This window comes from Microbacterium sp. LWH10-1.2 (assembly GCF_038397765.1).
Classification (GTDB): Bacteria; Actinomycetota; Actinomycetes; order Actinomycetales; family Microbacteriaceae; genus Microbacterium; species Microbacterium natoriense.
In genome coordinates this window covers 3,973,535-3,999,077 of record NZ_CP151638.1, presented here as the reverse complement: position 1 = coordinate 3,999,077, position 25,543 = coordinate 3,973,535, and the positions used below count along the sequence as shown (strand labels likewise).

Here is a 25,543-nt window from a genome sequence, read left to right as displayed (position 1 = left end):
CGCGGAAGGCGCGCTACGCCCGGCGCCGCTTCCGCGGCCTGCTCACCCGATCAGCCAGCCGTCTTCTTCCTACGTCTCTGCACTTCCGGTACGACGAGACTCGGTACGGCGCGGAGCATGAACTTGTCGAAGTCGGGCACCGTGAACGCCGCGTACCCGTGCTCCGGAGTGTAAAGAAGCCCCATGTCGATGAGCTCCGCACGCGTCGGGCCGAGCTGCGTCGACTCCCGCCCCATGATCCGCGCGACATCCGCCGCCTTCTGCGCATCCGGACCGAGCTCTGCCATGGCGCGCATGTAGGCGGTCTGCAGCGGCGTGGCCCGATCGAGCCGCACTCGGAAGAATGAGCTGTCCAACTTGGCTTCGTATCCTTCCCGCGCGATCTCGACGTCCTCGGCAGTGATGGGCGAGCGTTCGGCGATCTCCCAGACCTGATAGCCCAGCTCCTGAATGAAGAAGGGGTATCCCTTCGTGATCTCCACTGCCAATGCCACTGCATCGGGTTCGTACACGACTCCTTCGGCCATCGCCGGCTCGGTCAGGGCTTCCGCCGCATCGTCGTCGCCCAAGGAATCAATTTTCGGGAACTGGAAGAGCCGTTCGGCGTACGATTTCGCGTCGCCGGCAAGTTCGGCGATCTGCGGCAGCCCCGCGCCGACGAACGTCACGGGCAGCTTTCGCTGCACGGTCTTGTGAATCGCTTGGATCAGAGCCTCCAGCTGCCTGGCGCTGAGGAACTGCACCTCGTCGATGAGAATCGCGACCCCGCGTTCCCGCTCCTTCGCGATCTCCCCGATCGCCACCAAGACATCGGTCAGGTCCATACCCAGATCGCCGTGGTCAGCGAATCCCTCTTCTGGCTCCACGTCCCAGGCCAGCGACCACGTGCCCTGCTGATCTACGGACAGCGCGAACGATGTCACGACGGCAGCCGCCTTGCGCGCCCTCTCCGTCCACTTGACGCGCGGAGACAATCTCAGCAACGCAGCCTTGAGCAGGGATGCCATCGTCTGTCGGAACCGTGCGTCGTCGTGCTTGCTCGCTTCGAGCTCCAGCACCTCCCAGCTCTCAACCCGCGCGATATCACCGAATTCATTGAGCAAGACGGTCTTTCCGACTCCTCGAAGACCGGTGATGATCATCGATTGGTGAGTCCGTCCTCGCGAGAGTCGACGGAGCAGCGTCTCGAACGCCTTCGTCTGTTCGTTTCTTCCGACGATGATGTCCGGCGACGCACCCGCATTCGGGGTGTAGGGGTTCGACACGCTGTCCATGATGAGCTCCTCGTTACGGAGATTACTATACTTTATTTTAATGACATAAAGCTAACTAAAGTTCAAAACGTCGGCTCGAGAGTTCGATGTCTGCCACCGCAACTAGGCTGTTCTCATGCGCTTGGCCACCTGGAACGTCAACTCCATCCGCACCCGCGTCACCCGCACCGTCGAATTCGCCGTCCGCGAAGACATCGACGTGCTGGCGATGCAGGAGATCAAGTGCAAGCCCGAGCAGTTCCCGTACGGGCCGTTCGAAGAGGCCGGGTACCACGTCGAGGTCCACGGCCTGAACCAGTGGAACGGCGTCGCCATCGCGAGCCGCCTGCCCGTCACCGACGTCCGCACGGCATTCGACGGGATGCCCGGTTTCGCGAAGGGGCACGAGGGCCCGGATGCTCCGCTCGAGGCCCGCGCGCTCGGCGTGATGGTCGACGGGGTGCGCGTGTGGAGCCTCTACGTGCCCAACGGACGCGCGCTCGACGACCCGCACTACGCCTACAAGCTGCACTGGCTGGAGGAGCTGAAGAAGTCCACCGCCGCCGAGCTGCAGGCGAATCCGGCGCTGCCGCTGGCGCTCGTGGGCGACTTCAACATCATCCCCTTCGACGCCGACAACGGAGACCCCGACATCGTCGTGGGCCGCTCGACGCACGTCTCCCCTCAGGAGCGCGACGCGTTCTTCGCGATGACGGATGCCGGCGTCTCCGACGTCGTGCGGCCGCTGCTGCCTGAGGGGTACACGTACTGGGACTACCAGCGCCTCAAGTTCCCCCGCAACGAGGGCATCCGCATCGACTTCATCCTCGGATCGAAGACCCTGGCGGATGCCGTCACCGGGGCCTCCATCCACCGCGACGAGCGCAAGGGCGAGCAGCCCAGCGACCACGTCCCGGTGGTCGTCGACCTCGACTTCGGCTCGGCCGATGAAGACGGCGACCTGCCGATGATCTTCTCCTGACCCGCCCGGTCGTCGCCCACACCGGTCGTTGAGCGAGACTCGCAACCCGGTCGTTGAGCGAGACTCGCAACCCGGTCGTTGAGCGAGACTCGCAACCCGGTCGTTGAGCGAGACTCGCAACCCGGTCGTTGAGCGAGCGAAGCGAGACGAAACGCAGAGACGCAACGCAGAGACGAAACGCAGAGACGACGCACGCTGACAGGAAGGACGTCCATGACCATCCGACTGATCGCGACCGATCTCGACGGCACGCTGCTCGACTCCTCGCCCGCGGTCACTCCGCGCACGCGCGCGGCTCTCGATGCGGCCCGAGCCCGCGGCATCCACGTCGTGCCCGTGACCGCCCGGCAGCCGATCGGTCTGCGGGCCATCGCGGCCGACGCCGGCTTCGACGGCTGGGCGCTGTGCGGCAACGGGGCCTACGCGATCCATCTCGCCGACGGACGGATGCTGTTCGCCGAGGAGCTGCCGCCCGACACGATCCGCACGCTCGCGGAGGCTCTTCGGTCCAGCATCCCCGGGCTGCTGTTCGCCAGCGTGCGCGAGGGCGGCGAGACCTTCGTCGCCCAGCACGGCTACGCCGAGGTCGCCGACTACTCCGACCACAAGCGCGACCCTCTCACGATGGGCGGGGTGCCGCTCGACCTGGTGCTCGCCGCGCCGACGCTCAAGCTCGTGATCCGGCATCCCGAGCTCACGCCGACCGTGCTGTACGACACCCTCCGCGACCTCGGGCTGAGCGGCTTCGAGGCCACACTGTCGGGTGCCCCTTTCGTCGAGGTCATGGCCGAGGGCGTGACCAAGGCCACGGGGCTCGCGCGCCTGTGCTCACATCTCGGCGTCGCACGGTCCGACGTCATCGCCTTCGGCGACGCGCTCAACGACGTCGAGATGCTCCGCTGGGCCGGCCACGGGGTCGCGATGGCCGGGGCTGACGATGTCGTGCGAGACGCAGCAGACGAGGTCGCACGATCCAACGACGACGACGGGGTGGCGCGGGTGATCGAGCGGATGCTCGGCTGAGGGCAGCCGAGCATCCGCACGCGTCATCGAGAAGGCACGTCCCCGCAGGGCACTCCCGCTCAGCTCATCGAGCGCCGACGCCGTGCCAGCAGGAGCAATCCCGCACCTGCCAGGAACGCACCCGTCACACCTGCCGCGATCGGAAGATCGGCACCGGTGCTCGCGAGCTTTCCACCTGCCCGGTCCCCTCCCGTGCCGGAAGCGCCCGTCCCTCCGGGCGTCTGCCCGTCGGAGGCAGCAGTGACCTCGAGCGGAACCGTCGCCTGGAGCGAGCCCGCGACAAGAGCGCCCAACGTGTGGGATCCCACCGGCATGGTCGCGGGGATCTTCACCGTCCCCGTCACACGCCCGTTCTGATCGGCCTTCAGGGTGCCGAGGTACACCGGGTGGGAGTAGAGCTCGAACACGACATCCGCGCCGGGAGCGAAATCGACTCCGGTGACGGAGATCTCTGCACCCGCACGAACGGTACGCGTGGCCACCGTCAGCGTCGGCTTGGGCCCAGGGCATTCGGAGGCGAAGGTCATTCTCATCGCGGAGAAGGTCTCGCCCGAAGCGAGCGGGAACCGGGTGGCGTCGTCGAGCGAGGTGACCCCTCCGTAGTACTGAGTGCAGAATCCGTCGGCCTCCACACCGAAGGTGTAGGTGCCTGCGGGGAGCGGACCACCCTCGATGGGGAAGGCCGGGTCGACACCGCCGAAGATGAAGTCGCCGGTGGTGACCACCGAAGCGATCGCCTTCCACCCGTCGTCCGCCAGCCGGTACGCGGTGACGATGGCTCCGCCTTCGGGAAGCCCCTCCTCGCCTGCTGCGATCGTTCCGCGGATGTTCCCACCCCGCGACAGGTCGAAGTCGACTCCGGGACGGTCCGTGTCGGCGCCGAGCGTCACGGGCGTCGAGTCCGCCGGGTTGTCTGCGTCGGAGTAGTACTCGCGAGCGTAGACCGGGTCGTACGCGAGACCCCACGCGCTGACGACGTACTCACCCGCGGGAACGATGAGTCGGTACTCCCCGTTCGCGTTCGTGTAGGCCATCCCTGCGGATTCGCCGTCGGCGTACGCTTCCACCACCGCATCCGCGAGCGGTTGTCCGTCGGCGGTCACCACGCCGGTGATCGCCACCTCCTGATCGATCTGCGGATCGATCCCGGTCAGGTTCTGTCCTGGTGCGACCGTGAGGACGGTCGCGTCGGACTCCGCGACCGCGTCGTTCCAGTACTCGGGCCTCAGACCCGATCCGAACGGCGTGAACTTCATGGTGACGTCTCCGGGGACGATCACCGCTTTGTAGTCCCCGGCGGGAGAGATCGCCACGTTCCAGTGGCCCTCCGTCGAAGAGATGTCGACGGAGCCGGCGACCGGCGTGCCATCGGAGGCCCGCGTCACGTGGCCGGAGATCGTCGCCGCTCCACGCAGCGACGCATCGATATCGGCACGGCTCTCGCCGACGCCGACACTCACCTTCGCCGCGGAGGCCTGATCGAACGCCCCGTCCCAGTACTCGTCGACGAGGTCGTCGCCGAACGCATCGAACTGCACCGTGTAGTCGCCCGCCACGAGGTTGGCGATGCTGTACTCGCCGTTCGCGTCGGTCGTCGTCTGCCCAGGCATCCCGCCGTCGCTCCACGCCGCGACGACCACGCCGGCGACCGGTGAGTCATCGCTCTCGTGCGTGACGCGGCCGGCGATCACGCCGCCCTCCCGGAGGGTCGCGTCGATGTCGGTGATCGACTCCCCTCCCGCGATCGCGATGCGCTCCGCCGTCGCCGAGGTCGTCGCCCCGTCCCAGAACTCGGAGGCGAGTCCGGTGCCTGTCGGCTCCGTGGAGAATCGGACGGTGTACTGGCCCGGAGCGAGCCCGGTCACGGTGTAGTCGCCGTTCGCATCCGTGACGTCCGACCCGTTGTGGAGGCCGTCCGTGCTGTTGACGAACACCGTCACGAGTCCGACCGGCGCGCCGCCGTCCTCGCGAGTGACGTGGCCGGAGACCGTGGCTTCGGGTGCATCCTCCGCGACGGCAGACACCGCGCCGCTGAACACGAGCGCCGCTGCCGCGGCCCCGGAGAGCAGCATCCGCGCCGCTGCGCCTCTGTTCGATCGTCGTGACAGCATCGTCGGGTCCTCCTCAGGACTCAAGGCGCCGGGGCGCAGGACAGCAGGCCATCCGCCGACGATGCGACGGGGTGCTGTCCGAATCTATTGGGAATCGCACAGGAAGTGAATAGTCGATCCTCCGGAGATACTCCGAGGATCGACGGGCCATCATGCTCCCGCGGCGCCGTCGATCGTGGTGAACGGGTCGGTGCGTCCGGTCACGCGGCGCCCTCCTTCTCGAGCGCGGCGAGAGGGGAGATGTGGAACGTGCGGGCGAAAGGTGCGAGCACGCCCGCGTCGCCGCGCACCACGGCGAGCACGTCCTGCGCGATCGCCTCATCGGGGGTGATCTCCCCCGCGATCAGACGGCGGATGCCGGGACCCGCGACGATGACGGCATCCGGTTCGCCCTCAGGGGGGCGGCCGCCCACGGGGGGCGCGGGTGGAGCGAGCTGGGTGACGGACAGAACCCCGGAGCGCACCGAGGCGCGCAGCGCGACATCTCCCACGTGGAGCTCATACTCGGCATCGGAGGCGGCATCCGGTCGGAACGCGGTCCGCAGAGCCATCGTCAGCGAATCGGCCGTCACCACGTCGCCCTCCTGCGGGTCGCCCATGGTCTGGAAGCCCCAGCGGCCGAGCGCGAGCACGATCGGCTCGAGCGCCCTGCCGTACGGGGTCAGCTCGTACACGAGTCCGCAGTTGTGCAGGGGCACGCGGCGCACCACCCCGCCCTCCTGCAGCTCCTTCAGACGCGTCGAGAGGATGTTGGTGGGGATGCGCGGCAGACCCAGCTTGAGGTCGGTGTACCGTCGAGGGCCGACGAGCAGATCGCGGACGATGAGCAGCGCCCACCGCTCCCCGATCAGCTCGACGGCCGTCGTCACACCGCAGTACTGGCCGTAACTGCGCGCGGCCATGTCAGCCCTGTTCGGCGACGTGCTCCGGGCCGTTCTCGACGGCCTCAGGCGTCATGTACAGGAAGCCGAGCGAGTTGCCGTCGGGGTCGTCGAGGTCGCGCGAGTACATGAAGCCGTAGTCCTGCGCGGGCTTGGGCTCGGTGCCACCGGCGGCGAGGCCCTTCTCGAGCAGTGCGTCGACCTCTTCGCGGGAGTCCTTCGAGAACGACACCGAGACCTGGACGACCTCGTTGGGGTCGGCGATCGGCTTGTCGGTGAAGGTGGAGAAGAACTCGCGCTTGAGGACCATGAAGAACACATCGTCGCTCCAGACGATGCACGCCGCGTTCTCGTCGGTGAACAGCGGGTTGATCTCGCAGCCGAGGGCCGTGTAGAAGGCCTTCGAGCGCTCGAGGTCGGTGGTGGGAAGGTTGACGAACACCTTGGTCATGATGACTCCCTTGTCGGTCTTTCTGTCGGATGCCGGCCGGCGGCGCCGACCTCACGCAGATAGCTTGTTAAAAACAAGCACGCTTGTCAATAGCAAGTTCTCGGCGACGCCAGAACCCCATCCGCCGTACGGGGGATGCCGCGGCATCCCCCTGCCCGTACCGTGGGGAGCATGCCCTTCATCCGCACGCCCACCGAGCGCGAGTACCGCGGCGATCTGGTGCTCGCCGTCGTCATGTTCGTCGGCGCCGTGCTCAGCGCCGCGCTGTCGTCGATCGCGCAGGTCTACGGCGGTGACGCGCAGGAGCTGTGGACCGCGCTCGTCTACGCCGTCGTGATCTCGGTTCCCCTCGCCGTGCGCCGACGCTGGCCCGCCACCGTCGCCGTCCTCGTCGCCCTGGCCTACTTCACTGCGGTCACGCTGAAGATCCCCGAGATCTACGTCGGCAACATCGCCATGTTCGTCGGGCTCTACACGGTCGGCGCCTGGATGAACGACCGCCGCCGCGCGCTGATCGTGCGGATCGGCATCATCGTCGGCATGTTCGTGTGGCTGCTCATCACGATGTACCGCGACGCGATCAGCGAGGCCGACAAGGCCGACGTCGCCGCGGGCGCGTTCTCGCCCTACGTCGCCTACATGATGATCCAGCTGCTGCTGAACATCCTCTACTTCGGCGGCGCCTACTACTTCGGCGAGCGCTCCTGGCTCGCCGCGGCCCAGAGGTCGGTCCTCGAGGAGCGCACGGTCGAGCTCGAGCGCGAACGCGAGGTCACCGCGGCGCAGGCCGTGGCGCTCGACCGCGTGCGCATCGCCCGAGAGCTGCACGACGTCGTCGCGCACCACGTGTCGGTGATGGGCGTGCAGGCCGGCGCCGCCCGGCTCATGATCGAGCAGGACCCGGACGCCTCGAAGAACCTCCTCACCGGCATCGAGACCTCGGCGCGCGACGCGATCCGCGAACTGCACCAGCTCCTCGAGACGCTGCGCACGCCGGGAGGGGAGACGACGGATGCCGCCTCCACCCTCGGACTCGCCGACATCGAGTCGCTCGTGGCCGCCTCGACCGAGGCCGGCCTGCCGTCCGACTACTCCGTGATCGGCGACCCGGTGCCCGTGCCCCCGATGGTCGCCGTCAACCTCTACCGGATCGCCCAGGAGTCGCTCACGAACGCGCGCCGCCACGCGGGAGTCGGCGCCACCGCCGACGTGCGGGTCCGCTACGACGACGAGGGCGTGGAGCTGGAGATCGTGAACACCGGCCGCAACGTCGCCCAGCTGCGCCCCGGGCTCGGTCAGCTCGGCATGCGCGAGCGCGCAGCCGCATCCGGAGGCACCCTCGAGGTGACGCCGCGCACGCTCGGCGGACTGCGCGTGCGCGCCCGCGTGCCGCTCACCTCCGCGACGGCGGAGGTCTCATGATCCGGGTGCTGCTGGTCGACGACCACGCCATGCTGCGGGCCGGGTTCCGCACGATCCTGGAGAGCCAGCCCGACATCGCGGTGGTCGGCGAGGTCGGCACCGGCGCCGAGGCTGTGGCCGCGGCATCCGCTCTGCTCCCCGACGTCATCACGATGGACGTGCAGATGCCGGACATGGACGGCATCGAGGCGACCAGGCGGATCGTCGCCGACCCCGCGGTGGCCGCGGCGATCGCGATCGTGACGACCTTCGACCGCGACGACTACCTGCACCAGGCGCTGGACGCCGGAGCCGCCGGCTTCCTGCTGAAGAACGCGGGCCCCGAAGACCTCATCACCGCGGTGCGCGCGCTGGCCGCCGGAGACGGCATGCTGTCGCCCGAGGTCACGCGGAGGGTGCTCGCGCGCTTCTCGTCCGCAGCACCGGCCGCGGCATCCGCCCCGAGCGCGAACACCGTCGCCCGAGGGCCGGAGGCGACGGCGACCGCTCCGCTGGCCGAGCCGCTGACCGAGCGCGAGGCGGAGGTCCTGGTGCTGCTCGCCGACGCGCGCAGCAACGCCGAGATCGCGACGGCGCTCTTCATCGGCGAGGCCACCGTGAAGACCCACGTCTCGCGGATCCTGCAGAAGCTGGGCGCCCGCGACCGCGTGCAGGCCGTCGTGATCGCCCACCGGAGAGGCCTCGCCTGACACCGGGGCACGCGCCGCCTGCACGATAGCCTCTGAGTCATGCCCGAGGCCGCACCGCTCTCCCGACCGATCCTCGCGGGCGTCGTCACGGCCCTCGTCGGCTTCACGAGCTCGTTCGCGGTCGTGCTGACCGGACTCGCCGCGGTCGGCGCGAACCCCGCCCAGGCGGCGAGCGGCCTGCTCGCGGTGAGCCTGACGATGGGGCTCGCGTGCATCGTCCTCGCGTGGCGGTACCGGATGCCGATCACCGCAGCCTGGTCCACCCCGGGGGCGGCGCTGCTCGCCGCGACCGGAGCCGTCGACGGCGGCTGGCCCGCCGCGGTGGGCGCCTTCCTCCTGGCATCCGCGCTGATCCTGCTGACCGCGCTGTGGCCGGCGCTCGGCGCGCTGATCGCCCGCATCCCTCCGTCGATCGCCCAGGCGATGCTCGCCGGCGTCCTGCTGCCGCTGTGTCTCGCGCCGATCACCGGGCTCGTCGCGAACCCGTGGGGCGTCGTCCCCGTCGTCCTCACGTGGCTCGTGTGCGCGCGGTTCGCGCCGCGATGGGCCGTGCCGCTGGCCTTCGTCACGGCGTCGATCGTCGTCGCCGTCTCGCTCGTGCAGAACGGGGCGCCGGTGGATCCGGCCCTGCTGCTGCCGCGGATCGAGCTCACCGCCCCGACCTTCACCCTCGGCGCGGCGGTCGGCATCGCCCTGCCGCTGTTCATCGTGACGATGGCCTCGCAGAACGTGCCGGGCATCGCGATCATGCGCAGCTTCGGCTACGAGGTGCCCTGGCGTCCGGCGATGCTGGTGACGGGCATCGGCACCGCGCTCGGCGCTCCGGCCGGAGGGCACGCGATCAACCTCGCCGCGATCAGCGCGGCGCTGGCGGCCTCCCCCGACGCCGACCCGAACCCGGCACGGCGGTGGGTCGCCGGGGTCTCGACGGGCGCGTCCTACCTCGTGCTCGGCGGCGCCTCGGCCGCTTTCGCGACGCTCGTCCTCCTCGCGCCGGATGCCGTCATCCCCGCGGTCGCCGGCCTCGCCCTGTTCGCGGCGTTCGGGTCGGCCGTGCAGCAGGCGATCGACGACCCCGGCGAGCGCCTCCCCGCCGTGGTGACGTTCCTGGTCGCCGCATCCGGGATCTCCGTGCTCGGCGTGAGCGCCGCGTTCTGGGCGCTCGTCGCCGGCCTCCTGGTGCGGACGGTGCTGCACGCCCGACGCTGACCCGTCTCCCGCGCTCGCCGGGCGCGGTTCACAACTCCTCAAGAATCGGCCCCCGAGCGCCGAAAAGGGGCCGCAGCCCCCAGAACTCCGGAGTTCTTGAGGAGTTGTGCGCGGGGATCCGTCTGTCCCGGGACTCTCAGCGACGGACCAGCCCGGATTCCCGGAGTTCTGGAGCAGCGACGGCGCGCACTCCCCGGTCCTCCCCGCGGTGGACCCGGCCGAGTCCGCCGCGCGGGGGATGCCCCGGGCCGCCGCCGTCCGTAGCGTGAGAGGCATGCGATGTGCTGAGCGAACGGAGTAAGGCGAAGTGACGACAGGAAAGCTCGAACTGAGCGGCATCACCAAGAGCTACGGCTCGCGGCGTGTGCTCGACGACGTGTCCTTCGAGGTCGCCCCCGGGCGCCTCACGGGCTTCGTCGGCGGCAACGGCGCGGGGAAGACCACGACCATGCGGATCGTGCTGGGGCTGCTCTCGGCCGACGGAGGTCGCGTGGAGCTCAACGGCTCCCTCCTCACCGCCGACGACCGCCGTCACTTCGGCTACATGCCGGAAGAGCGCGGCCTGTACCCGAAGATGAAGGTGCTCGAGCAGATCGTCTACCTCGCCCGGCTGCACGGCTTCAGCAAGGCGGATGCCACGGCCCGCGCCACCGCGCTCCTCACCGAGCTCGGGCTCGAGGCCCGCCTCGGCGACACGATCGAGTCGCTGTCGCTCGGCAACCAGCAGCGCGCGCAGATCGCCGCGTCGCTCGTGCACGACCCCGAGGTGCTGATCCTCGACGAGCCGTTCTCCGGACTCGACCCGCTCGCGGTCGATGTGGTCGCGGGGGTGCTGCAGTCGAGCGCCGCGAAGGGCGCATCGATCCTGTTCTCCTCGCACCAGCTCGACGTGGTCGAGCGTCTCTGCGACGACCTCGTCATCCTCGCCGGGGGCACCATCCGCGCCTCCGGGTCCCGCGACGCGCTGCGCGCCGAGCACGCGAGCGATCGCTACGAGCTCGTCTCCGCCGGCGACGCCGGCTGGCTGCGCACCGAGCCCGGCGTCACGGTGCTCGACTTCGAGGGCGGCTACGCCCTGTTCGACGCCGACGGTCCCGAGACCGCGCAGCGTGTGCTGCGCGCCGCCGTGGAGCGCGGCGATGTCGCGAGCTTCGCCCCGAAGCATCCGTCCCTCGCACAGATCTTCAAGGAGGTCATCCAGTGAGCACGTCAGCCACCGCCCGCGCGACCAACGGCATCTGGCTCGTCGCCGAACGCGAGATCTCCTCGAAGCTGCGCAGCAAGGCCTTCATGATCTCGACGGGCATCCTGCTGCTGCTCGCGCTCGTCGGCATCCTCATCGGCGGCTTCACCAGCAAGAACCCCGAGGCCACGGCCGTCGCGGTGACCAGCGAGACGGCATCCGTCGTCGAGGCCCTGCCGAACGTCAAGGTCACCGAGGTGACCGGCCGTGACGAGGCCGAGGAGCTGCTGCGCTCCGAGAAGGTCGAGGCGGCGGTGCTGCCCGGCGACGGCCCCACCGGGTACACGGTCGTCGCTCTCAAGGACGCGCCGGGCTCGATCGTGAGCGGCCTGTCCGTGTCGCCGTCCGTCGAGATCCTGGACCCGGCGACGACGAACCCGCTGCTGCGGTACTTCATCGCGATCGGCTTCGGACTGGTGTTCTTCATGGCCGCGTCGACGTTCGGCGCCACCATCGCGCAGAGCGTCGTCGAAGAGAAGCAGACGCGCGTGGTCGAGGTGCTGCTGTCGTCGATCTCGCCCCGCACCCTCCTCGCCGGCAAGGTGATCGGCAACACGGTCCTCGCGATGGCGCAGATCATCGCCCTCGCCGCGATAGCCACGGTCGGACTCATCGTGACGGGTCAGAAGGAGGTGCTGTCGAGCCTCGGCGCCCCGATCATCTGGTTCGCGGTGTTCTTCCTGTTCGGGTTCGTGCTGCTGGCGGCGCTGTACGCCGCGGCCGCGTCGATGGTCTCGCGCATGGAGGACATCGGCTCGACCACCACGCCGATCATGCTGCTCGTGATGGCGCCGTACTTCCTGGTCATCTTCTTCAACGACAACCCGCTGGTGCTGACGATCATGTCGTACGTGCCGTTCTCGGCTCCGGTCGGGATGCCGATGCGCCTGTTCGTCGGAGAGGCCCAGTGGTGGGAGCCGCTGGTGAGCCTGGTGATCCTGCTCGCCTCGTGCGTGGCGGCGATCCTGATCGGCGCGAAGATCTACGAGAACTCGCTGCTGCGCATGGGCACGCGCGTCAAGCTCGCGGAGGCGCTGCGCGGCTGACCCGGCGTCCCGACTCCTCGAATCGGATTCTTCGAATCGGACCCCTGCCCTTCGATCTGGCACAGCTTCGGATGCCGCGGCCGACAGGCCGCGGCATCCGTCGTTCCTGCGGCGTGTCATCCTCGCCGCTCCGAAGCTGTGCCCACGACTCCGCTCCGAAGCTGTGCCCACGACTCCGCTCCGAACCTGTGCCCGGGTCTCCGCTCCGAACCGGTGCCCGTGCTCCCGAAGGCCGAAGAACAAGACCCCGCCTGCGGAAACCAGCAGGCGGGGTCTTCCGCGCCGAGCGGGGAGACTCGGCGCTATCCGGGGAACCCGTGGGGACCGGGTGTCGTGGGGGTCAGATCACACCCTCGGAGAGGGTGGTGGGGTTGCCGAAGCGGTGGTTCGTGATCGACACGGCCTGCTCGTGCAGGAACGGCAGGATCTCGACGCGGCCGGCGCCGGTCACCGCGTGCGACCAGACCGCGACGTCGGGGGTGCCACCGAGAGCTTCGAACAGCGCCGAGGCGTCTCCGCCGACGAGACGGACGCGGTTCCAGCTGTGCTCGGCCTTGGCCTGCGCCTTCGCGTAGCCCTTGACCCAGGCGGCGTCCTTCTCGTGCTTCACCGTCACGCCGTGGGCGCGCAGCGCCTTCTCGACCGAGGACGGGAGCGCGGGGGCGGACACCGTGAACGGGCTGCCGCTGCGCAGCGCGGCCGCGAGCACGCGGATGCCGTCGACCAGAGGAGCCTGCTCGGCGATGCGCACGTCGACCGAGACCGGGCGGTAGCGGAAGACGTTGCGCTCGACGCCGAGGCCGGACTTGTCGGTCACGATGCCGAACTCGCCGGTCCACGCCTGCTCATCGGATGCGGCCGCACGGTGCAGCCACTCGATCTCGACGGCGTCGAGGTCGGCGGATGCCGCCTTCAGCAGCGCCTCGACGGCCGGGGTCACCGCGGCGCCCGCGGCGGCGGCCGGGAGCTCGGCCGAGACCCACTCGCCCAGACCGAACAGGTAGTTCGGCCCGCCGGCCTTGGCGCCGGCGCCCACCGCGGAGCGCTTCCAGCCGCCGAACGGCTGACGCTGCACGATCGCGCCGGTGATGCCGCGGTTCACGTAGAGGTTGCCCGCCTCGACCCGGTCGAGCCAGGTGGCGACCTCGTCGGAGTCGAGCGAGTGAAGGCCGGCGGTGAGGCCGTAGTCGACGGCGTTCTGCAGGCGGATGGCCTCGTCGAGGTCCTTCGCGCGCATGATGCCGAGCACGGGGCCGAAGAACTCCGTCAGGTGGGTCGTCGAGCCGGCGGCGACACCGGTCTTCACACCGGGCGTCCACTGCTTCCCGTCGGCGTCCAGCTTCTTCGGCTCGACGAGCCAGCGCTCGCCCTTATCGAGCGTGGTGAGCGCCTTCAGCAGCTTGCCGGATGCGGGCTCGATGATCGGCCCCATCTGCGTGGCGGGGTCGTCGGGAAGGCCCACGCGCATGGAGCGCACGGCATCCACGAGCTGACGCTCGAACCGCTTCGACTCGGCGACCGATCCGACGAGGATCACGAGGGATGCCGCGGAGCACTTCTGCCCCGCGTGGCCGAAGGCGCTGCGGGCGACGTCGGCGGCCGCGAGGTCGAGGTCGGCCGACGGCGTCACGATGATCGCGTTCTTGCCGCTGGTCTCGGCGAGCAGCGGCAGGTCGGAGCGGAAGGAGCGGAACAGCTGGGCCGTCTCGTAGGCACCGGTGAGGATGACCCGGTCGACCGACGGGCTGGAGACGAGCTGCGTGCCGAGGTCGCGGGAGGCGAGGTCGACGAGGGCGAGCAGGTCGCGCGGCACGCCGGCGGCCCACAGCGCCTCGACCATCACCGCGCCGCAGCGCTGCGTGAGCTTGGCCGGCTTGATGATGACGCCGGAACCGGAGGCGAGGCCCGCGAGCACGCCACCGGCGGGGATCGCGACCGGGAAGTTCCACGGCGGGGTGACGACGGTGACCTTCGACGGCACGAACTCGGCGCCCGCGACGGCCTCGAGGTCGAGGGCGCGCTCGGCGTAGTAGTGCGCGAAGTCGATGGCCTCGGAGACCTCGGGGTCGGCCTCGGCGATCGTCTTGCCGGCCTCGTGAGCCATGATCTCCAGCAGCTGGCCGCGGCGGGCGGCGAGCTCGTCGCCGGCGCGGTGCAGCACGGCTGCCCGGTCGGCTGCGGGGAGAGCGGCCCACTTCGCGGCGGCGGCGGTCGCGGCGGCGAACACGTCGTCGAGCTGTTCGGCCGTGTCGATGCGGGCGGCGGAGATGGCCCCCTCGCCCAGCGTGGTCGACACGGAGCGCTGCAGGATGTCGCGGCCCCAGGCGCGGTTGGCGGCGAGCGCGGGGTCGGTGTCGGGCTGGTTGTGGAAGCCGGTGGTGACGGCATCCGCCTGCTCCCGCGTGCGGTCCTGGACGCGGTGGGATGCCGGCACGCTGCGGTCGGCTTCGAGGGCGGCGAGCGAGCGCTCGAAGCGCTCCCGCTCGCGCGCCAGCAGCTGCGGGTTGGAGGCGAGCTCGAACACGGCCGACATGAAGTTCTCGGGGCTCGCGTTCTCCTCCAGGCGACGCACGAGGTAGGCGATCGCGACGTCGAACTCGGCCGGGTTCACGACCGGCGTGTAGAGGAGCAGGCGGCCGACGTCCTTGCGGACGGCCTCTGCCTGGCCGGTGGCCATGCCCAGGAGCATCTCGTACTCGACGGCATCCGTCACTCCGCGGGCGGTGGCGAGCAGCCAGGTGTACGCGATGTCGAACAGGTTGTGGCCGGCGACGCCGATGCGCACGGCGTCGAGGCGCTCGGGGGTCATGGCCCAGTCGAGCACGCGCTTGTAGTTGGTGTCGGAGTCCTGCTTGGTGCCGTAGGTCGCGAGGGGCCAGTCGTGGATCTTCGAGTCGACCTCCTCCATCGCGAGGTTCGCGCCCTTCACGACGCGCACCTTGATGGGGGCGCCGCCCTTCGCGCGGCGGGCGGATGCCCACTCCTGCAGGTGCTGCATGGCACCGAGCGCGTCGGGCAGGTAGGCCTGCAGCACGATGCCGGCCTCGAGGTTCTCCAGCCCCGGCTGGTCGAGGATGCTCGTGAAGGCCGCGATCGTGAGGTCGAGGTCGCGGTACTCCTCCATGTCGAGGTTGATGAACTTCGCCGTGCCCTTGGCCTCGGCGTCGGCCGCGAGCCGGTACAGCGGGGTGAGCTTCTCGACCACGTCGGCGACGGCCTCGTCGAACGACCACATCGAGAGCTGGCTGACGACGCTCGACACCTTGATCGACACGTAGTCGACGTCGTCGCGGGCCAGGAAGTCGTAGGTGCCCTTCAGGCGGCGACCCGCCTCGCGGTCGCCCAGCACGGCCTCGCCGAGCAGGTTGAGGTTCAGTCGGTTGCCGCTCTTGCGCAGCTTCGCGATCGCGGGGCCGAGCTTCGACGGCGTCGCGTCGAGCACGAGGTGGCCGACCATGGCGCGCAGCACGCGGCGGGAGATCGGCACGACGACGCCGGGCAGCTTGGGCGCCCAGAAGCCGCCGGTCTTGATCGCCGCGCGCAGGTAGCCGGGCAGGAGGGTCGGGGTGATGTCGGCCAGGTCGGCGAGCTTGCGGCCGGCGACGCTGAGGTCTTCCGGACGCATCACGCCGTCGACGAAGCCGACGGTGAAGGCGAGGCCGTTGGGGTCCTTGAGCACCTCGGAGAGGCGCTGGGCGGCGGGCTCGACGGGGTGGGTCTCGCTCTCGGCGAGCCAGCGCTGCACGAGGGCGGCGACCTCTTCGGTGCGCGGGGTGGTGGTGTCGACGACAGACATTGGCGGGGAACCTTCCAGGGGGAGCGCACACCCGGGATCATGTGCGGCTCGGAACATTCTCGGGCTCGCGGGTAGGCTACGTCTATCAACCGATTTGCGTGATTTCCGTTCAGCCAGAGTGAACAATAGGGAGGGCCGGATGCTCGACGTCCATCGACTGCGGATGCTGGTCGAGTTCAGCCGCCGCGGCACGCTCTCCGCGGTCGCCGATGCCCTCTCGTACAGCAAGGCGTCGGTGTCGCAGCAGCTCGCGGCGCTGGAGCGCGACGTCGGCGTGCCGCTCCTCCGCCGGGTCGGCCGCGGCGTGCAGCTGACACCGCAGGGCGACGTGCTCGTGGCCGAGGCGATCGGCATCCTCGACCAGCTGGAGCACGCCCAGGTCGCCGTGGCCGAATCCCTCGCCGAGGTCACCGGGACCGTGCGGGTCGCGGTGTTCCAGACCGCGGCCCACGCGCTGCTGCCTCCGGCTCTGCTCGCGCTGCAGGCTCAGCATCCGTCGCTCCGCGTCGACGTCACCGAGTGCGACCCCGAGACCGGACTCGTGGGCGTCGCGGGACGCGACTTCGACCTCATGCTCGCCGAGCAGTATCCGGGGCGCACGCGGCCGATCGTCGCCGAGCTCGACCGCGTCGTCCTCGCCCACGACACGATCGCCCTGGCCGGGCGGGCAGGAGGCGCGGACGCGACCTCCGAGCCGTCAGGAGCGGATGCCGCGGCATCTCTATGGGCGATGCGGGACGACCCCTGGGTGCTGGAGCCGGCGGGCACGGCGTCTCGCGCATGGGCGGAGCAGCTCTGCCGCACCGCCGGATTCGAACCCGACGTGCACTTCGAGGTCGCCGACCTCACGACGCACATCCGGCTGATCAGGGCCGGGCTCGCCGTCGGCCTCCTTCCGGAGCTCGTCTGGGCGGGCGACGCCCCGACCGTGGCGCTCAGCGCGCTCCCCGGCTCGCCGCGGCGCGAGATCTTCTCGTCCGCACGGCGCGTATCGGCCGACGCGCCGTCGATCAGGGCCGTGCGTCGCGCGCTCGCGGATGCGGCATCCGTGATCCTCCCCGGCTGACGCCTCACGCCAGGGACCCCGTTTCGTCTCGTCGCTGCGCTCCTCGCTCAACGACCGAGGACGCGCGCCCGGTCGTTGAGCGAGCGCAGCGAGACGAAACGCCCCTCCGCGCCCCGCGCTCTCTGACCCCTCACACGCTCAGGGGCGCGCGAGCGGGCGAGTACGAGTGCGGGCGAGCAGGGCGATGCCGAGCGCCAGGTGCCACAGCATCACGGTGTACACGGCCACCCGCTCGGTCACGCCGTCGGGGAAGAAGAGGTGCGCCGTCAGGAGGAAGGCGCTGAGGAACCCCAGCCCGCCCAGCACGATGCCCGCGATGCGCAGGCGCAGCGGGAGCACATCTCGCAGCGCGAAGGCCCCGGCGACGATGGCCCCGAGATTGCCCGCGCCGATCGCGAGAACGGCCCCGAGGCCGTGCACGGCCATGAGGCCGTTCTCGAGATTGGCGGGAGACCCGTGCACGAGTCCGACGATGCTGATGCCGACCGCATGCACGAGCACCAGCACGAGGAGCACGGAGCGCCCGCGCAGCGGCGGGAGCGCCGCGTAGAGCAGCACCGCGGCGAGCACCACGAGGAGCCCCTCGCCGATGAACCCCGCGTTCATGACCGCGGACATCGTCGAGTCGAGGTCGCGACCGTCGAGCTGACCGGTGCCGGGGACCCCGAGGTCGCTGATGTAGTTCTGGGCGTAGCTGTACCCGCGGAATCCCGCCGCGGCGATCGCCTCGCTCAGCACGTACCAGAGAGGGGCGAGCATCCACAGCAGCCCGGATGCTCGAAGGAGCGCTCCCCCGACGGCCGCACCCTCTGCATTGCGGTGCTCGACAGCCATCCGCTCTCGTGTCTCCATGTTCGACCTCTTCCTCTCCCTCGGGGCAACGGACAGGACGACGCGGATGTTCCGTCGGAGGCGCCCGCGGAGATGAACAGAGGGCGAACGGACACGGAACGACTTCTCGATTTCGGGCGGGAATATGCATGCACATACATGTGTTCACCCCCGTGTACCCGGACGAAGGAGTCCGATCCGCTCCTTCTGAAAGGCACTTCCATGAGCACTCCCGTGATCGACCGCACCGCCCCCACCGAGCACCCCGTCCTCGACGTGCTCGCCGGCCGCTGGAGCCCGCGCGCCTTCGACGCCGAGACCGCGATCGACGAGTCCAAGCTGTCCGCCGCCCTCGAGGCTGCCCGCTGGACCCCCTCCGCCAACAACACGCAGCCGTGGCGCTTCATCGTCGCCCGCCGCGGCACCGCCCTGCACGCGCAGATCGTCGACGCGCTCATGGGCTTCAACCAGGCCTGGGCCGGCAACGCCGCGGTGCTGATCATCGCCGTCGCCGAGACCGCCACCGAAGACGGCACCCCGATCACCCACGCCGTGTACGACCTCGGCCAGGCCGTGGCGCACTTCTCCGTGCAGGCGCACAACGACGGCCTCTACGTGCACCAGATGAGCGGCTTCGACCCCGAGGTCGTCCGCGAGGTCGCCGACCTGGCGCCGCGCTTCTCGGCCATCACCGCCATCGCCGTCGGCGAGTTCGGCGATGTCGAGGCCCTTCCCGAGGTCCTGCAGGAGCGCGAGGTCGCTCCGCGCGTGCGCCGCCCGATCGCCGAGACGGTCATCCTCAGCGCCTGAGCATCCGCTCACCCCATCCGACGCCCCATCTGCGCGTCGACGCCCCACCTCGCAGCCGCCTGCGAAGGGGGCGTCGGCAGCCAGGTGGGGCGTCGGCGTTGCACGGGATGCCGGGGCGTCAGGGGCGCCAGGGCACGGGATGCCGCAGCCGGGGATGCCGATGCACGGGATGCCGCGGTCCAGCAGTCAGCGGGGGCGGTGCTCCGCACGGGCCAGCGCGTCGGCGGCGCGCACGAGCGCGAGATGAGAGAAGGCCTGCGGCGTGTTGCCGAGCTGTCGACCCGACACCGGGTCGTACTCCTCCGACAGCATCCCCACGTCGTTCGCGATCCCGCACAGCCGGTCCATGAGGTCGTGGGCCTCCTCGTGCCGGCCGGTGACGGCGTACTGCTCCACCAGCCAGAACGAGCACGCGAGGAACGCGCCCTCCGAGCCCGTCAGCCCGTCGACCCCGGTGCCCGTGCGGTAGCGGCGGACCAGGCCGTCGGGCATCAGCGTCTGCTCGATGCGCGCGACCGTGGCCAGCATCCGCGGGTCGTCCGGACGGCAGTAGCCGACCTGGGGCAGGAGCAGCAGCGACGCGTCGACCTCGGTCGTGCCGTAGTACTGCACGAAGCACCCGTCGACGACGCCGTCCCGGTCGATCTCCTCCCTCATGCGGTCGCGCAGCCCGCGCCAGCGCTCCACGGGTCCGTCGAGGCCGAACTCCTCCACGGCGCGCACCGCCCGGTCGAACGCCGCCCAGATCATCACGCGCGAGTGGGTGAAGCGGTGCGGCTCGCCCCTGATCTCCCAGAGGCCCTGGTCCGGCCGCTCGATCTGCTCCGAGGCGAAGCGCACGAGCTGGCGCTCCAGCGGCCACGAGAACTCCGACTCGCCGAGGCCGGCGGCGCGGGCGGCCGACAGCGTCACCAGCACCTCTCCGACGACGTCCGCCTGGTACTGCGCCGAGGCGCCGTTGCCGATGCGCACGGGCGCCGACCCCTCGTATCCGGGGAACTCGGGCAGCACCCGCTCGGGGAGGTCGCGCTCGCCGGCGAGCCCGTACATGATCTGCAGATCTCCGGGGTCTCCGGCCACGGCGCGCAGCAGCCACTCCCGCCAGCGCCCGGCGACCGCGACGAAGCCGTGATCCAACAGGGCCTCGAGGGTGAGGGCCGCGTCGCGCAGCCACACGTACCGGTAGTCCCAGTTGCGCACGCCCCCGATCTCCTCCGGGAGCGACATGGTCGCCGCGGCGGCGATGCCCCCGGTCTCGTGGTTCGTGAGCGCGCGCAGGATCAGCAGCGACCGCACGACGTCGCCGCGGCGGGCGCCGTCGTGCGAGATCCGGTCGGCCCACTCCTGCCACCAGCTCTTCGTGCGCTCGACCTCCTCGTCGGCGTCGAGCGCGGGCGGGAGATCGCGGTGCGAGGGGAACCACGTCAGCTGCAGGTCGCGCACCTCCCCCGCCGTCACGGTCGCCTCACCCTCGTGCCGGTGATCGGATGCCGTCAGCTGCGCGCCGCGGAGGGCGACGGCATCCGGTCCCCCGATGGCCACCAGGCACGGCTCCTCCTCGGTGCCGGTCTGACGCACCCACGGTATGACACGCGCGTAGTCGAGGCGGATGCTCAGCCGCTGCGCGAACGTCATCTCGCCGCGCACCCCGACGATGCGACGCACGAGATCGGTGCGGCCGACGGTCACGTCGGGATCGAGGCCGATCGGCATGAAGTCGTGCACCTCGGCCACGGCATCCGCGGTCTCCCAGCGGGTGATGAGCACGAACGTGTCGCCGTCGTATCGGCGGGAGCTCACGGCATCCGGGTCGGCGGGGCGCAGCCGCCACCTGCCCTGGGCCTCGTCGCCGAGGATCGCGCCGAACGCCGACGCCGAGTCGAGGCGCGGCAGGCACAGCCAGTCGATGCTCCCCTGATCCGACACCAGCGCCGCGGTCCGGCAGTTGCTCAGAAGGGCGTAGTCCTCGATGCGCGCAGCCACGTCCCGAGCCTGTCACGACGCGCCCGCGAACGCCACCGCGCCCGCCCCGCGCGAACGGGACGGGCGCGGAGGCTCGCGGGTCAGTGGTCGGTGCGATCCACCTCGACCTCTTTGCCCTCGCGATCCACGATCCTGCCGTCGACGACGGAGTCGCCGTCTTCGAGCGCGTCGAGGTACGCGACGGGGATGCTGCGCGTCGGCGCCGCCGCGAGCACGGACGCATCCTTGTTCGGACGCGCGCCGAGGTGGTTGAACACGAGGTTCAGCAGGATCGCCGCGACCGCGGCCGAGCTGATCCCGGAGTGGAAGATCGTGACGAACCACGCCGGCATCTGGTCGTAGATCGTCGGCGCGGCGATGGGCAGCATGCCGATGCCGATCGCGGTGGCGACGATGACGAGGTTCATGTTGCCGCGGTAGTCGACCTTCGCGAGCGTGCGGATGCCGCTGGCGGCGACGGACCCGAAGAGCACGATGCCCGCGCCGCCGAGCACCGGGCTCGGCACGGCGGCCACGACCCTGCCGAGCACGGGGAGGAGGCCGAGCACGACCAGCACGACGCCGCCCGCGGTGACGACGAAGCGGCTCTTGACTCCCGTGATCGCGACGAGGCCGACGTTCTGCGCGAAGGCCGACTGCGTGAACGAGCCGAACACGGGCGACACGGCACTGGAGAGCATGTCGGCGCGGAGTCCCGCGGCGATGCGCTTCGAGTCGACCTTCGTGCCCACGATCTCGCCGACGGCGAGGATGTCGGCGGTCGTCTCGGTGAGCGTCACGAGGATCACGATGAACATCGAGATGATGCCGGCGATCTCGAACGTCGGCATCCCGAATCCGAACACGCTCGGCAGGGCGAAGATGGGACCGTCGCCGACCGCGCCGAAGTCGACCCGGCCGAGGAGGGCCGCGACGATCGTGCCGATCACGATCGCGAGCAGGATCGCCAGCCGTGAGATCGCCCCCACCGGCACCTTGCTCAGCACCAGCACGATGACCAGGGTGATCGCCGCGAGGAGCAGGTTCTGCGGCGAGCCGAAGTCCGCCGCCTCCCTGTTGCCGCCCATCGCCCACCCCGCCGCGACCGGCAGCAGCGTGAGGCCGATGGTCGTGATGACGACGCCGGTCACCACGGGCGGGAAGAACCGGATGATCGTCGCGAACACCGGCGCGATGAGGAGGCCGATGATCGACGCCACGATCACCGCCCCGAACACGGCGGGGAGCCCGCCGCCACTCGTCACGATCGCGCCCATCGTCGCCACACCAGCGAACGAGACGCCCTGCACGAGCGGCAGCTGCGAGCCGAAGAACGGGATGCCGACGGTCTGCAGCACCGTCGCGAGCCCGCCCATGAAGAGGCAGGCCGTGATCAGCACGCCGATCTCGGCGCCGTCGAGACCCGCCATCGAGCCGATGATGAGCGGAGGGGCGATGATGCCGCCGTACATCGTGAGCACGTGCTGGATGCCGTAGGCGATGGTGGAGCCGAGCGGCAGGCGCTCGTCCTCCGGGCGGAGGGATGCCGTCTTCGTGGTGTTCATGTCGACCTCTTCGTCGTCTGTTGCCGGTTGTCTGTCGTCGTGCGGATGGTGGGTCAGGAGAGCCGTGCGAGGAGGCCGCGCGCCGCCTCGCTGTGCTGGGCGATGAGCCGGGGGATGTCGAGGCCGTCGATGAGGCCGTCGATCACCCGCCAGCGCCCGCCGACCATGACCCGGTCGGCGCGCTCGGCTCCGCACAGGAGCAGGGCGGCGACGGGGTCGTGGCTGCCGGAGAAGCGCAGCTCGTCGAGCGTGAACATGGCGAGGTCGGCCTGCATCCCCGGGGCGAGGGCTCCGATGTCGCTGCGTCCGAGCGCACGGGCGGATCCTGCGGTCGCCCAGCCGAGCGCGCGCTCCGGGGTGACGGCGGCCGCGCCGTAGCGGAGGCGCTGCAGGTACAGCGCCTGACGCACCTCCTGGATCATGTTCGAGCCGTCGTTCGAGGCGGAGCCGTCGACGCCGAGTCCGACGGGAGCGCCGGCCTCCTCGAGCTCGAGGGTGCGGGCGATGCCGGAGGCGAGGCGCATGTTCGAGGTCGCGCAGTGCGACACGGCGGTCCCCGCTGCGCCGAGACGCGCGATCTCGGCGTCGTCGAAGTGGATGCCGTGCGCCAGCCAGGTGCGGTCAGACAGCCAGCCGACGCTCTCCAGGTAGTCGACAGTGCGCAGGCCGAACGTCTCGCGGCAGAAGTCCTCCTCGTCGAGGGTCTCGGCGAGGTGCGTGTGCAGGCGCACGTCGAGGCGCTCGGCGAGGTCGGCGGTGTCGCGCATCACGCCCGTGGTCACCGAGAACGGCGAGCACGGGGCGAGTCCGATCTGCACGAAGGCCCCGTCGCCGCGCTCGTGGTAGGCGCCGACGAGCCGCTCGCTGTCGGCGAGGATGGTCTCGGCATCCTGCACCGTGCGCTGCGGCGGGAGTCCGCCGTCGTCCTCGCCGAGCGACATCGAGCCGCGGGTGAGCGTGGCACGCATGCCGAGCCTCTTGACGACGTCGACCTGCACGTCGATGCCGTCCTCCAGGCCGTTCGGGAACAGGTAGTGGTGGTCGGCCGCTGTGGTGCACCCCGACAGCAGCAGCTCGGCGAGCGCCACGGTGGTCGCGAGCTCCAGGTCGCGCGGCGTGAGCCCGGCCCACACCCCGTACAGCCCCTTCAGCCAGGGGAAGAGCTCGGCGCTCACGACGGGCGTCCAGGCGCGGGTGAGGGTCTGGTAGAAGTGGTGGTGCGTGTTGATGAGGCCGGGGATCACGACGTGCCGCGACGCGTCGAGCACCTCGTCGACGGGGGCGCTCGGCGCTCCCCCCGCAGGTACGAGCTCGCGGATGCGCGAGCCCTCGACGACGATTCCGCCCGAGGCGTCGGCATCCGTGCCCGTGTAGACGCCGAGCGGATTCTTGAGCCAGGTGGTGGCCGGATGCTGCGACATGGTGGACTCCTTCCGTACGGTGGAGCCGCGTGCCGGCCCCACAGGGCCAGCTCAGTTGTGTCCTGTCTGCTGATCCAGGAGCCCCCTCATCGGGACTCTTCAGGTCTATCAGCCGCGCCGCACGCCCGTCAAGAACTAATCTCACATCTCGGACGCTTAATTCCAAGATGCGAAAGTCAAGCCGCAGGCTGGGAATCCCCGGCAATGCCCGGTAGCCTCGCGCCCATGGCCAGCACTCCCACGACCCTGTTCATCCTCGGCGCATCCGGCGACCTGACCTCCCGGCTGCTGCTGCCGTCGCTGGCCGCCCTGCTGGCCCGCCAGCCGCAGCGGAAGATCACCCTGCGCGGCGCCGGCACGGAGGACTGGGTTGCCGCGAAGTGGCAGCAGGTCGTCGCGACCGCGTTCGCCGACTCCCCCGGTGCGCTCGATCGCGTCACGGTCGGCGACTACGCCGCCGCCGACGTGACCGATCGCGACGCCGTCGGCCGGATCGTCGGGTCGCTGCAGCCGGGGACCGTCCTCTACTTCGCCCTGCCGCCCGCCGTCACCCGCAGGGCGATCGACGCGATGCAGGGCATGTCGCTGCCGGAGGGCACGCTCCTCGCGATGGAGAAGCCCTTCGGCGACGACGAGGCCAGTGCCAGAGAGCTCAACGAGCAGCTGGCCACGCTCGTCCCCGAGCAGCAGGTGTTCCGGGTCGACCACTTCCTCGGCCGGTCGACGCTGCTCAATCTGCTCGGCGTGCGGCTCGCGAACCGCATGTGGGAGCCGGTGTGGTCGGCCGAGCACATCGAATCCGTGCACATCCGCTTCGACGAGTCGCTCGCGCTCGAGGGCCGCGCCCGGTACTACGACAGCGCCGGCGCGATGGTCGACATGATCCAGAGCCACCTGCTCCAGGTGCTGGCGCTGCTCGCGATGGACCCTCCCGCGACCCTCGGCGAGCGCGACCTGCGCGACGCCAAGGCCGCGGTGCTGCGCGCCACTCGCGTGCGCGGGGACATCGCCGACGCCGCCCGCCGCGCCAGGTACACCGCGGGGCGGGTCGGGGACCGCGACCTGCCGGCGTACGCGGATGAGGAGGGCGTGGATGCCGCGCGCGGCACCGAGACCCTGGCGGAGGTGACCTTCGAGGTCGCGAACGACCGCTGGGAGGGCGTGCCGTTCGTGCTGCGCTCCGGCAAGGCGCTGGAGGCCAAGAAGTCGGAGGTCGTCATCACCTTCAAGCGCGTGCGGCACATCCCGGCCGGACTCCACGGCACACCGGAGGACGGCGGCCGCCTCACGTTCTCGCTCGGCCCAGACACCTTGGCGCTGCGACTGCACATGACAGGCGGGGACGACCCGTTCGCCCTCCGCGACGAAGACCTCACGGCCGACCTCGGCGAGGGCCAGCGACGCTCCTACGAGGAGGTCCTCGACGAGCTGCTCGACGGCGAGGTCGCCCTGTCGGTGCGAGCCGACGAGGCCGAGGAGTGCTGGCGCATCATCCAGCCGGTGCGCGACGCGTGGGCCCGGGGCGAGACCCCGCTGGAGGAGTACCCCGCCGGTTCGTCCGGCCCCGCCGCCTGGCCGCACCTCTGACCCTCCCCTGGCCTCGGTTCGCGCGCATCGGTTCGCGTGCATCGCGCTCGCCGTTCCCCGGTGCCGGCTCCCGGCTCTCCGCTCTCCGTTGCCCGCTGCCCGCTGCCCGCTGCCGGGCACGCTGTCCGCTGCCTGCTCTCCGCTGACCGCGCCGATCGGACCGGACGCGTCCGCCGTCGGCATCCGGGATGCGCT

General features: G+C 70.4%; 19 protein-coding genes. 10 read left to right on the top strand and 9 right to left on the bottom strand.

Annotated features, from left to right (window positions below; genetic code table 11):
• Positions 1-50: 50 nt before the first annotated feature.
• Positions 51-1,274, bottom strand: coding sequence for an ATP-binding protein (locus MRBLWH10_RS18680; RefSeq protein WP_341941091.1), 1,224 nt, complete (start codon positions 1,272-1,274; stop codon positions 51-53).
• A 115-nt stretch (positions 1,275-1,389) separates the two neighbouring features.
• Here MRBLWH10_RS18680 and MRBLWH10_RS18675 point away from each other — a divergent pair, with 115 nt between their 5' ends.
• Positions 1,390-2,235, top strand: a complete 846-nt coding sequence (locus MRBLWH10_RS18675; RefSeq protein WP_341941090.1) for an exodeoxyribonuclease III — start codon at positions 1,390-1,392, stop codon at positions 2,233-2,235.
• A gap of 213 nt (positions 2,236-2,448) precedes the next feature.
• Positions 2,449-3,258, top strand: coding sequence for an HAD family hydrolase (locus MRBLWH10_RS18670; RefSeq protein WP_341941089.1), 810 nt, complete (start codon positions 2,449-2,451; stop codon positions 3,256-3,258).
• Between the two features lie 59 nt (positions 3,259-3,317).
• Here MRBLWH10_RS18670 and MRBLWH10_RS18665 read toward each other — a convergent pair whose 3' ends face one another.
• The 3 genes from MRBLWH10_RS18665 to MRBLWH10_RS18655 all read right to left on the bottom strand — a co-directional run bounded on the left by MRBLWH10_RS18665 (position 3,318) and on the right by MRBLWH10_RS18655 (position 6,701).
• Positions 3,318-5,369 carry a carboxypeptidase regulatory-like domain-containing protein gene (locus MRBLWH10_RS18665; protein WP_341941088.1) on the bottom strand — a complete coding sequence of 684 codons (2,052 nt, stop codon included), beginning with the start codon at positions 5,367-5,369 and terminating at the stop codon, positions 3,318-3,320.
• A 200-nt stretch (positions 5,370-5,569) separates the two neighbouring features.
• Positions 5,570-6,271, bottom strand: coding sequence for a helix-turn-helix domain-containing protein (locus tag MRBLWH10_RS18660; protein WP_341941087.1), 702 nt, complete (start codon positions 6,269-6,271; stop codon positions 5,570-5,572).
• 1 nt (position 6,272) lies between these two features.
• Positions 6,273-6,701 (bottom strand): VOC family protein, encoded by a 429-nt coding sequence (locus MRBLWH10_RS18655; protein WP_341941086.1) that lies wholly within the window; start codon positions 6,699-6,701, stop codon positions 6,273-6,275.
• Between the two features lie 171 nt (positions 6,702-6,872).
• Here MRBLWH10_RS18655 and MRBLWH10_RS18650 point away from each other — a divergent pair, with 171 nt between their 5' ends.
• The 5 genes from MRBLWH10_RS18650 to MRBLWH10_RS18630 all read left to right on the top strand — a co-directional run bounded on the left by MRBLWH10_RS18650 (position 6,873) and on the right by MRBLWH10_RS18630 (position 12,310).
• The gene (locus MRBLWH10_RS18650; protein WP_341941085.1) at positions 6,873-8,123 is read left to right on the top strand and encodes a histidine kinase; all 1,251 of its coding nucleotides are present in this window, start codon (positions 6,873-6,875) and stop codon (positions 8,121-8,123) included.
• Complete coding sequence (locus MRBLWH10_RS18645; RefSeq protein ID WP_341941084.1) at positions 8,120-8,812, top strand: response regulator transcription factor; 693 nt, start codon at positions 8,120-8,122, stop codon at positions 8,810-8,812. Before MRBLWH10_RS18650 ends, MRBLWH10_RS18645 begins: the two co-directional genes overlap by 4 nt.
• 39 nt (positions 8,813-8,851) lie before the next feature.
• Positions 8,852-10,021, top strand: a complete 1,170-nt coding sequence (locus MRBLWH10_RS18640) for a benzoate/H(+) symporter BenE family transporter (RefSeq protein ID WP_341941083.1) — start codon at positions 8,852-8,854, stop codon at positions 10,019-10,021.
• 307 nt (positions 10,022-10,328) lie between these two features.
• Positions 10,329-11,225: an ATP-binding cassette domain-containing protein gene (locus MRBLWH10_RS18635; RefSeq protein ID WP_105677256.1), complete on the top strand. Its 897-nt coding sequence runs from the start codon at positions 10,329-10,331 to the stop codon at positions 11,223-11,225.
• Positions 11,222-12,310 carry an ABC transporter permease gene (locus tag MRBLWH10_RS18630; RefSeq protein WP_341941082.1) on the top strand — a complete coding sequence of 363 codons (1,089 nt, stop codon included), beginning with the start codon at positions 11,222-11,224 and terminating at the stop codon, positions 12,308-12,310. Before MRBLWH10_RS18635 ends, MRBLWH10_RS18630 begins: the two co-directional genes overlap by 4 nt.
• 340 nt (positions 12,311-12,650) lie before the next feature.
• On the opposite strand, the gene MRBLWH10_RS18625 is transcribed toward MRBLWH10_RS18630, so the two are convergent.
• Positions 12,651-16,106, bottom strand: a complete 3,456-nt coding sequence (locus MRBLWH10_RS18625) for a bifunctional proline dehydrogenase/L-glutamate gamma-semialdehyde dehydrogenase (RefSeq protein ID WP_341941081.1) — start codon at positions 16,104-16,106, stop codon at positions 12,651-12,653.
• A gap of 139 nt (positions 16,107-16,245) precedes the next feature.
• On the opposite strand from MRBLWH10_RS18625, the gene MRBLWH10_RS18620 reads away from it, so the two are divergent.
• Positions 16,246-17,172, top strand: coding sequence for a LysR family transcriptional regulator (locus MRBLWH10_RS18620; RefSeq protein WP_341941080.1), 927 nt, complete (start codon positions 16,246-16,248; stop codon positions 17,170-17,172).
• 138 nt (positions 17,173-17,310) lie between these two features.
• Here MRBLWH10_RS18620 and MRBLWH10_RS18615 read toward each other — a convergent pair whose 3' ends face one another.
• The gene (locus MRBLWH10_RS18615; RefSeq protein ID WP_341941079.1) at positions 17,311-18,024 is read right to left on the bottom strand and encodes a DUF998 domain-containing protein; all 714 of its coding nucleotides are present in this window, start codon (positions 18,022-18,024) and stop codon (positions 17,311-17,313) included.
• A gap of 201 nt (positions 18,025-18,225) precedes the next feature.
• Between MRBLWH10_RS18615 and MRBLWH10_RS18610 the strand changes: the two genes are divergently transcribed.
• Positions 18,226-18,813 carry a nitroreductase family protein gene (locus MRBLWH10_RS18610; protein WP_105677248.1) on the top strand — a complete coding sequence of 196 codons (588 nt, stop codon included), beginning with the start codon at positions 18,226-18,228 and terminating at the stop codon, positions 18,811-18,813.
• Positions 18,814-18,999: 186 nt separating this feature from the next.
• Here MRBLWH10_RS18610 and MRBLWH10_RS18605 read toward each other — a convergent pair whose 3' ends face one another.
• From MRBLWH10_RS18605 to MRBLWH10_RS18595, 3 genes are all read right to left on the bottom strand, one after another.
• Complete coding sequence (locus tag MRBLWH10_RS18605; protein WP_341941078.1) at positions 19,000-20,796, bottom strand: glycoside hydrolase family 15 protein; 1,797 nt, start codon at positions 20,794-20,796, stop codon at positions 19,000-19,002.
• Between the two features lie 80 nt (positions 20,797-20,876).
• Positions 20,877-22,340 carry a nucleobase:cation symporter-2 family protein gene (locus tag MRBLWH10_RS18600; protein ID WP_341941077.1) on the bottom strand — a complete coding sequence of 488 codons (1,464 nt, stop codon included), beginning with the start codon at positions 22,338-22,340 and terminating at the stop codon, positions 20,877-20,879.
• Positions 22,341-22,393: 53 nt separating this feature from the next.
• The gene (locus MRBLWH10_RS18595; RefSeq protein ID WP_341941076.1) at positions 22,394-23,761 is read right to left on the bottom strand and encodes an 8-oxoguanine deaminase; all 1,368 of its coding nucleotides are present in this window, start codon (positions 23,759-23,761) and stop codon (positions 22,394-22,396) included.
• A 225-nt stretch (positions 23,762-23,986) separates the two neighbouring features.
• On the opposite strand from MRBLWH10_RS18595, the gene MRBLWH10_RS18590 reads away from it, so the two are divergent.
• On the top strand, positions 23,987-25,348 hold the full coding sequence (locus tag MRBLWH10_RS18590; protein ID WP_341941075.1) for a glucose-6-phosphate dehydrogenase: 1,362 nt from the start codon (positions 23,987-23,989) through the stop codon (positions 25,346-25,348).
• The last annotated feature ends 195 nt before the right edge of the window (positions 25,349-25,543 follow it).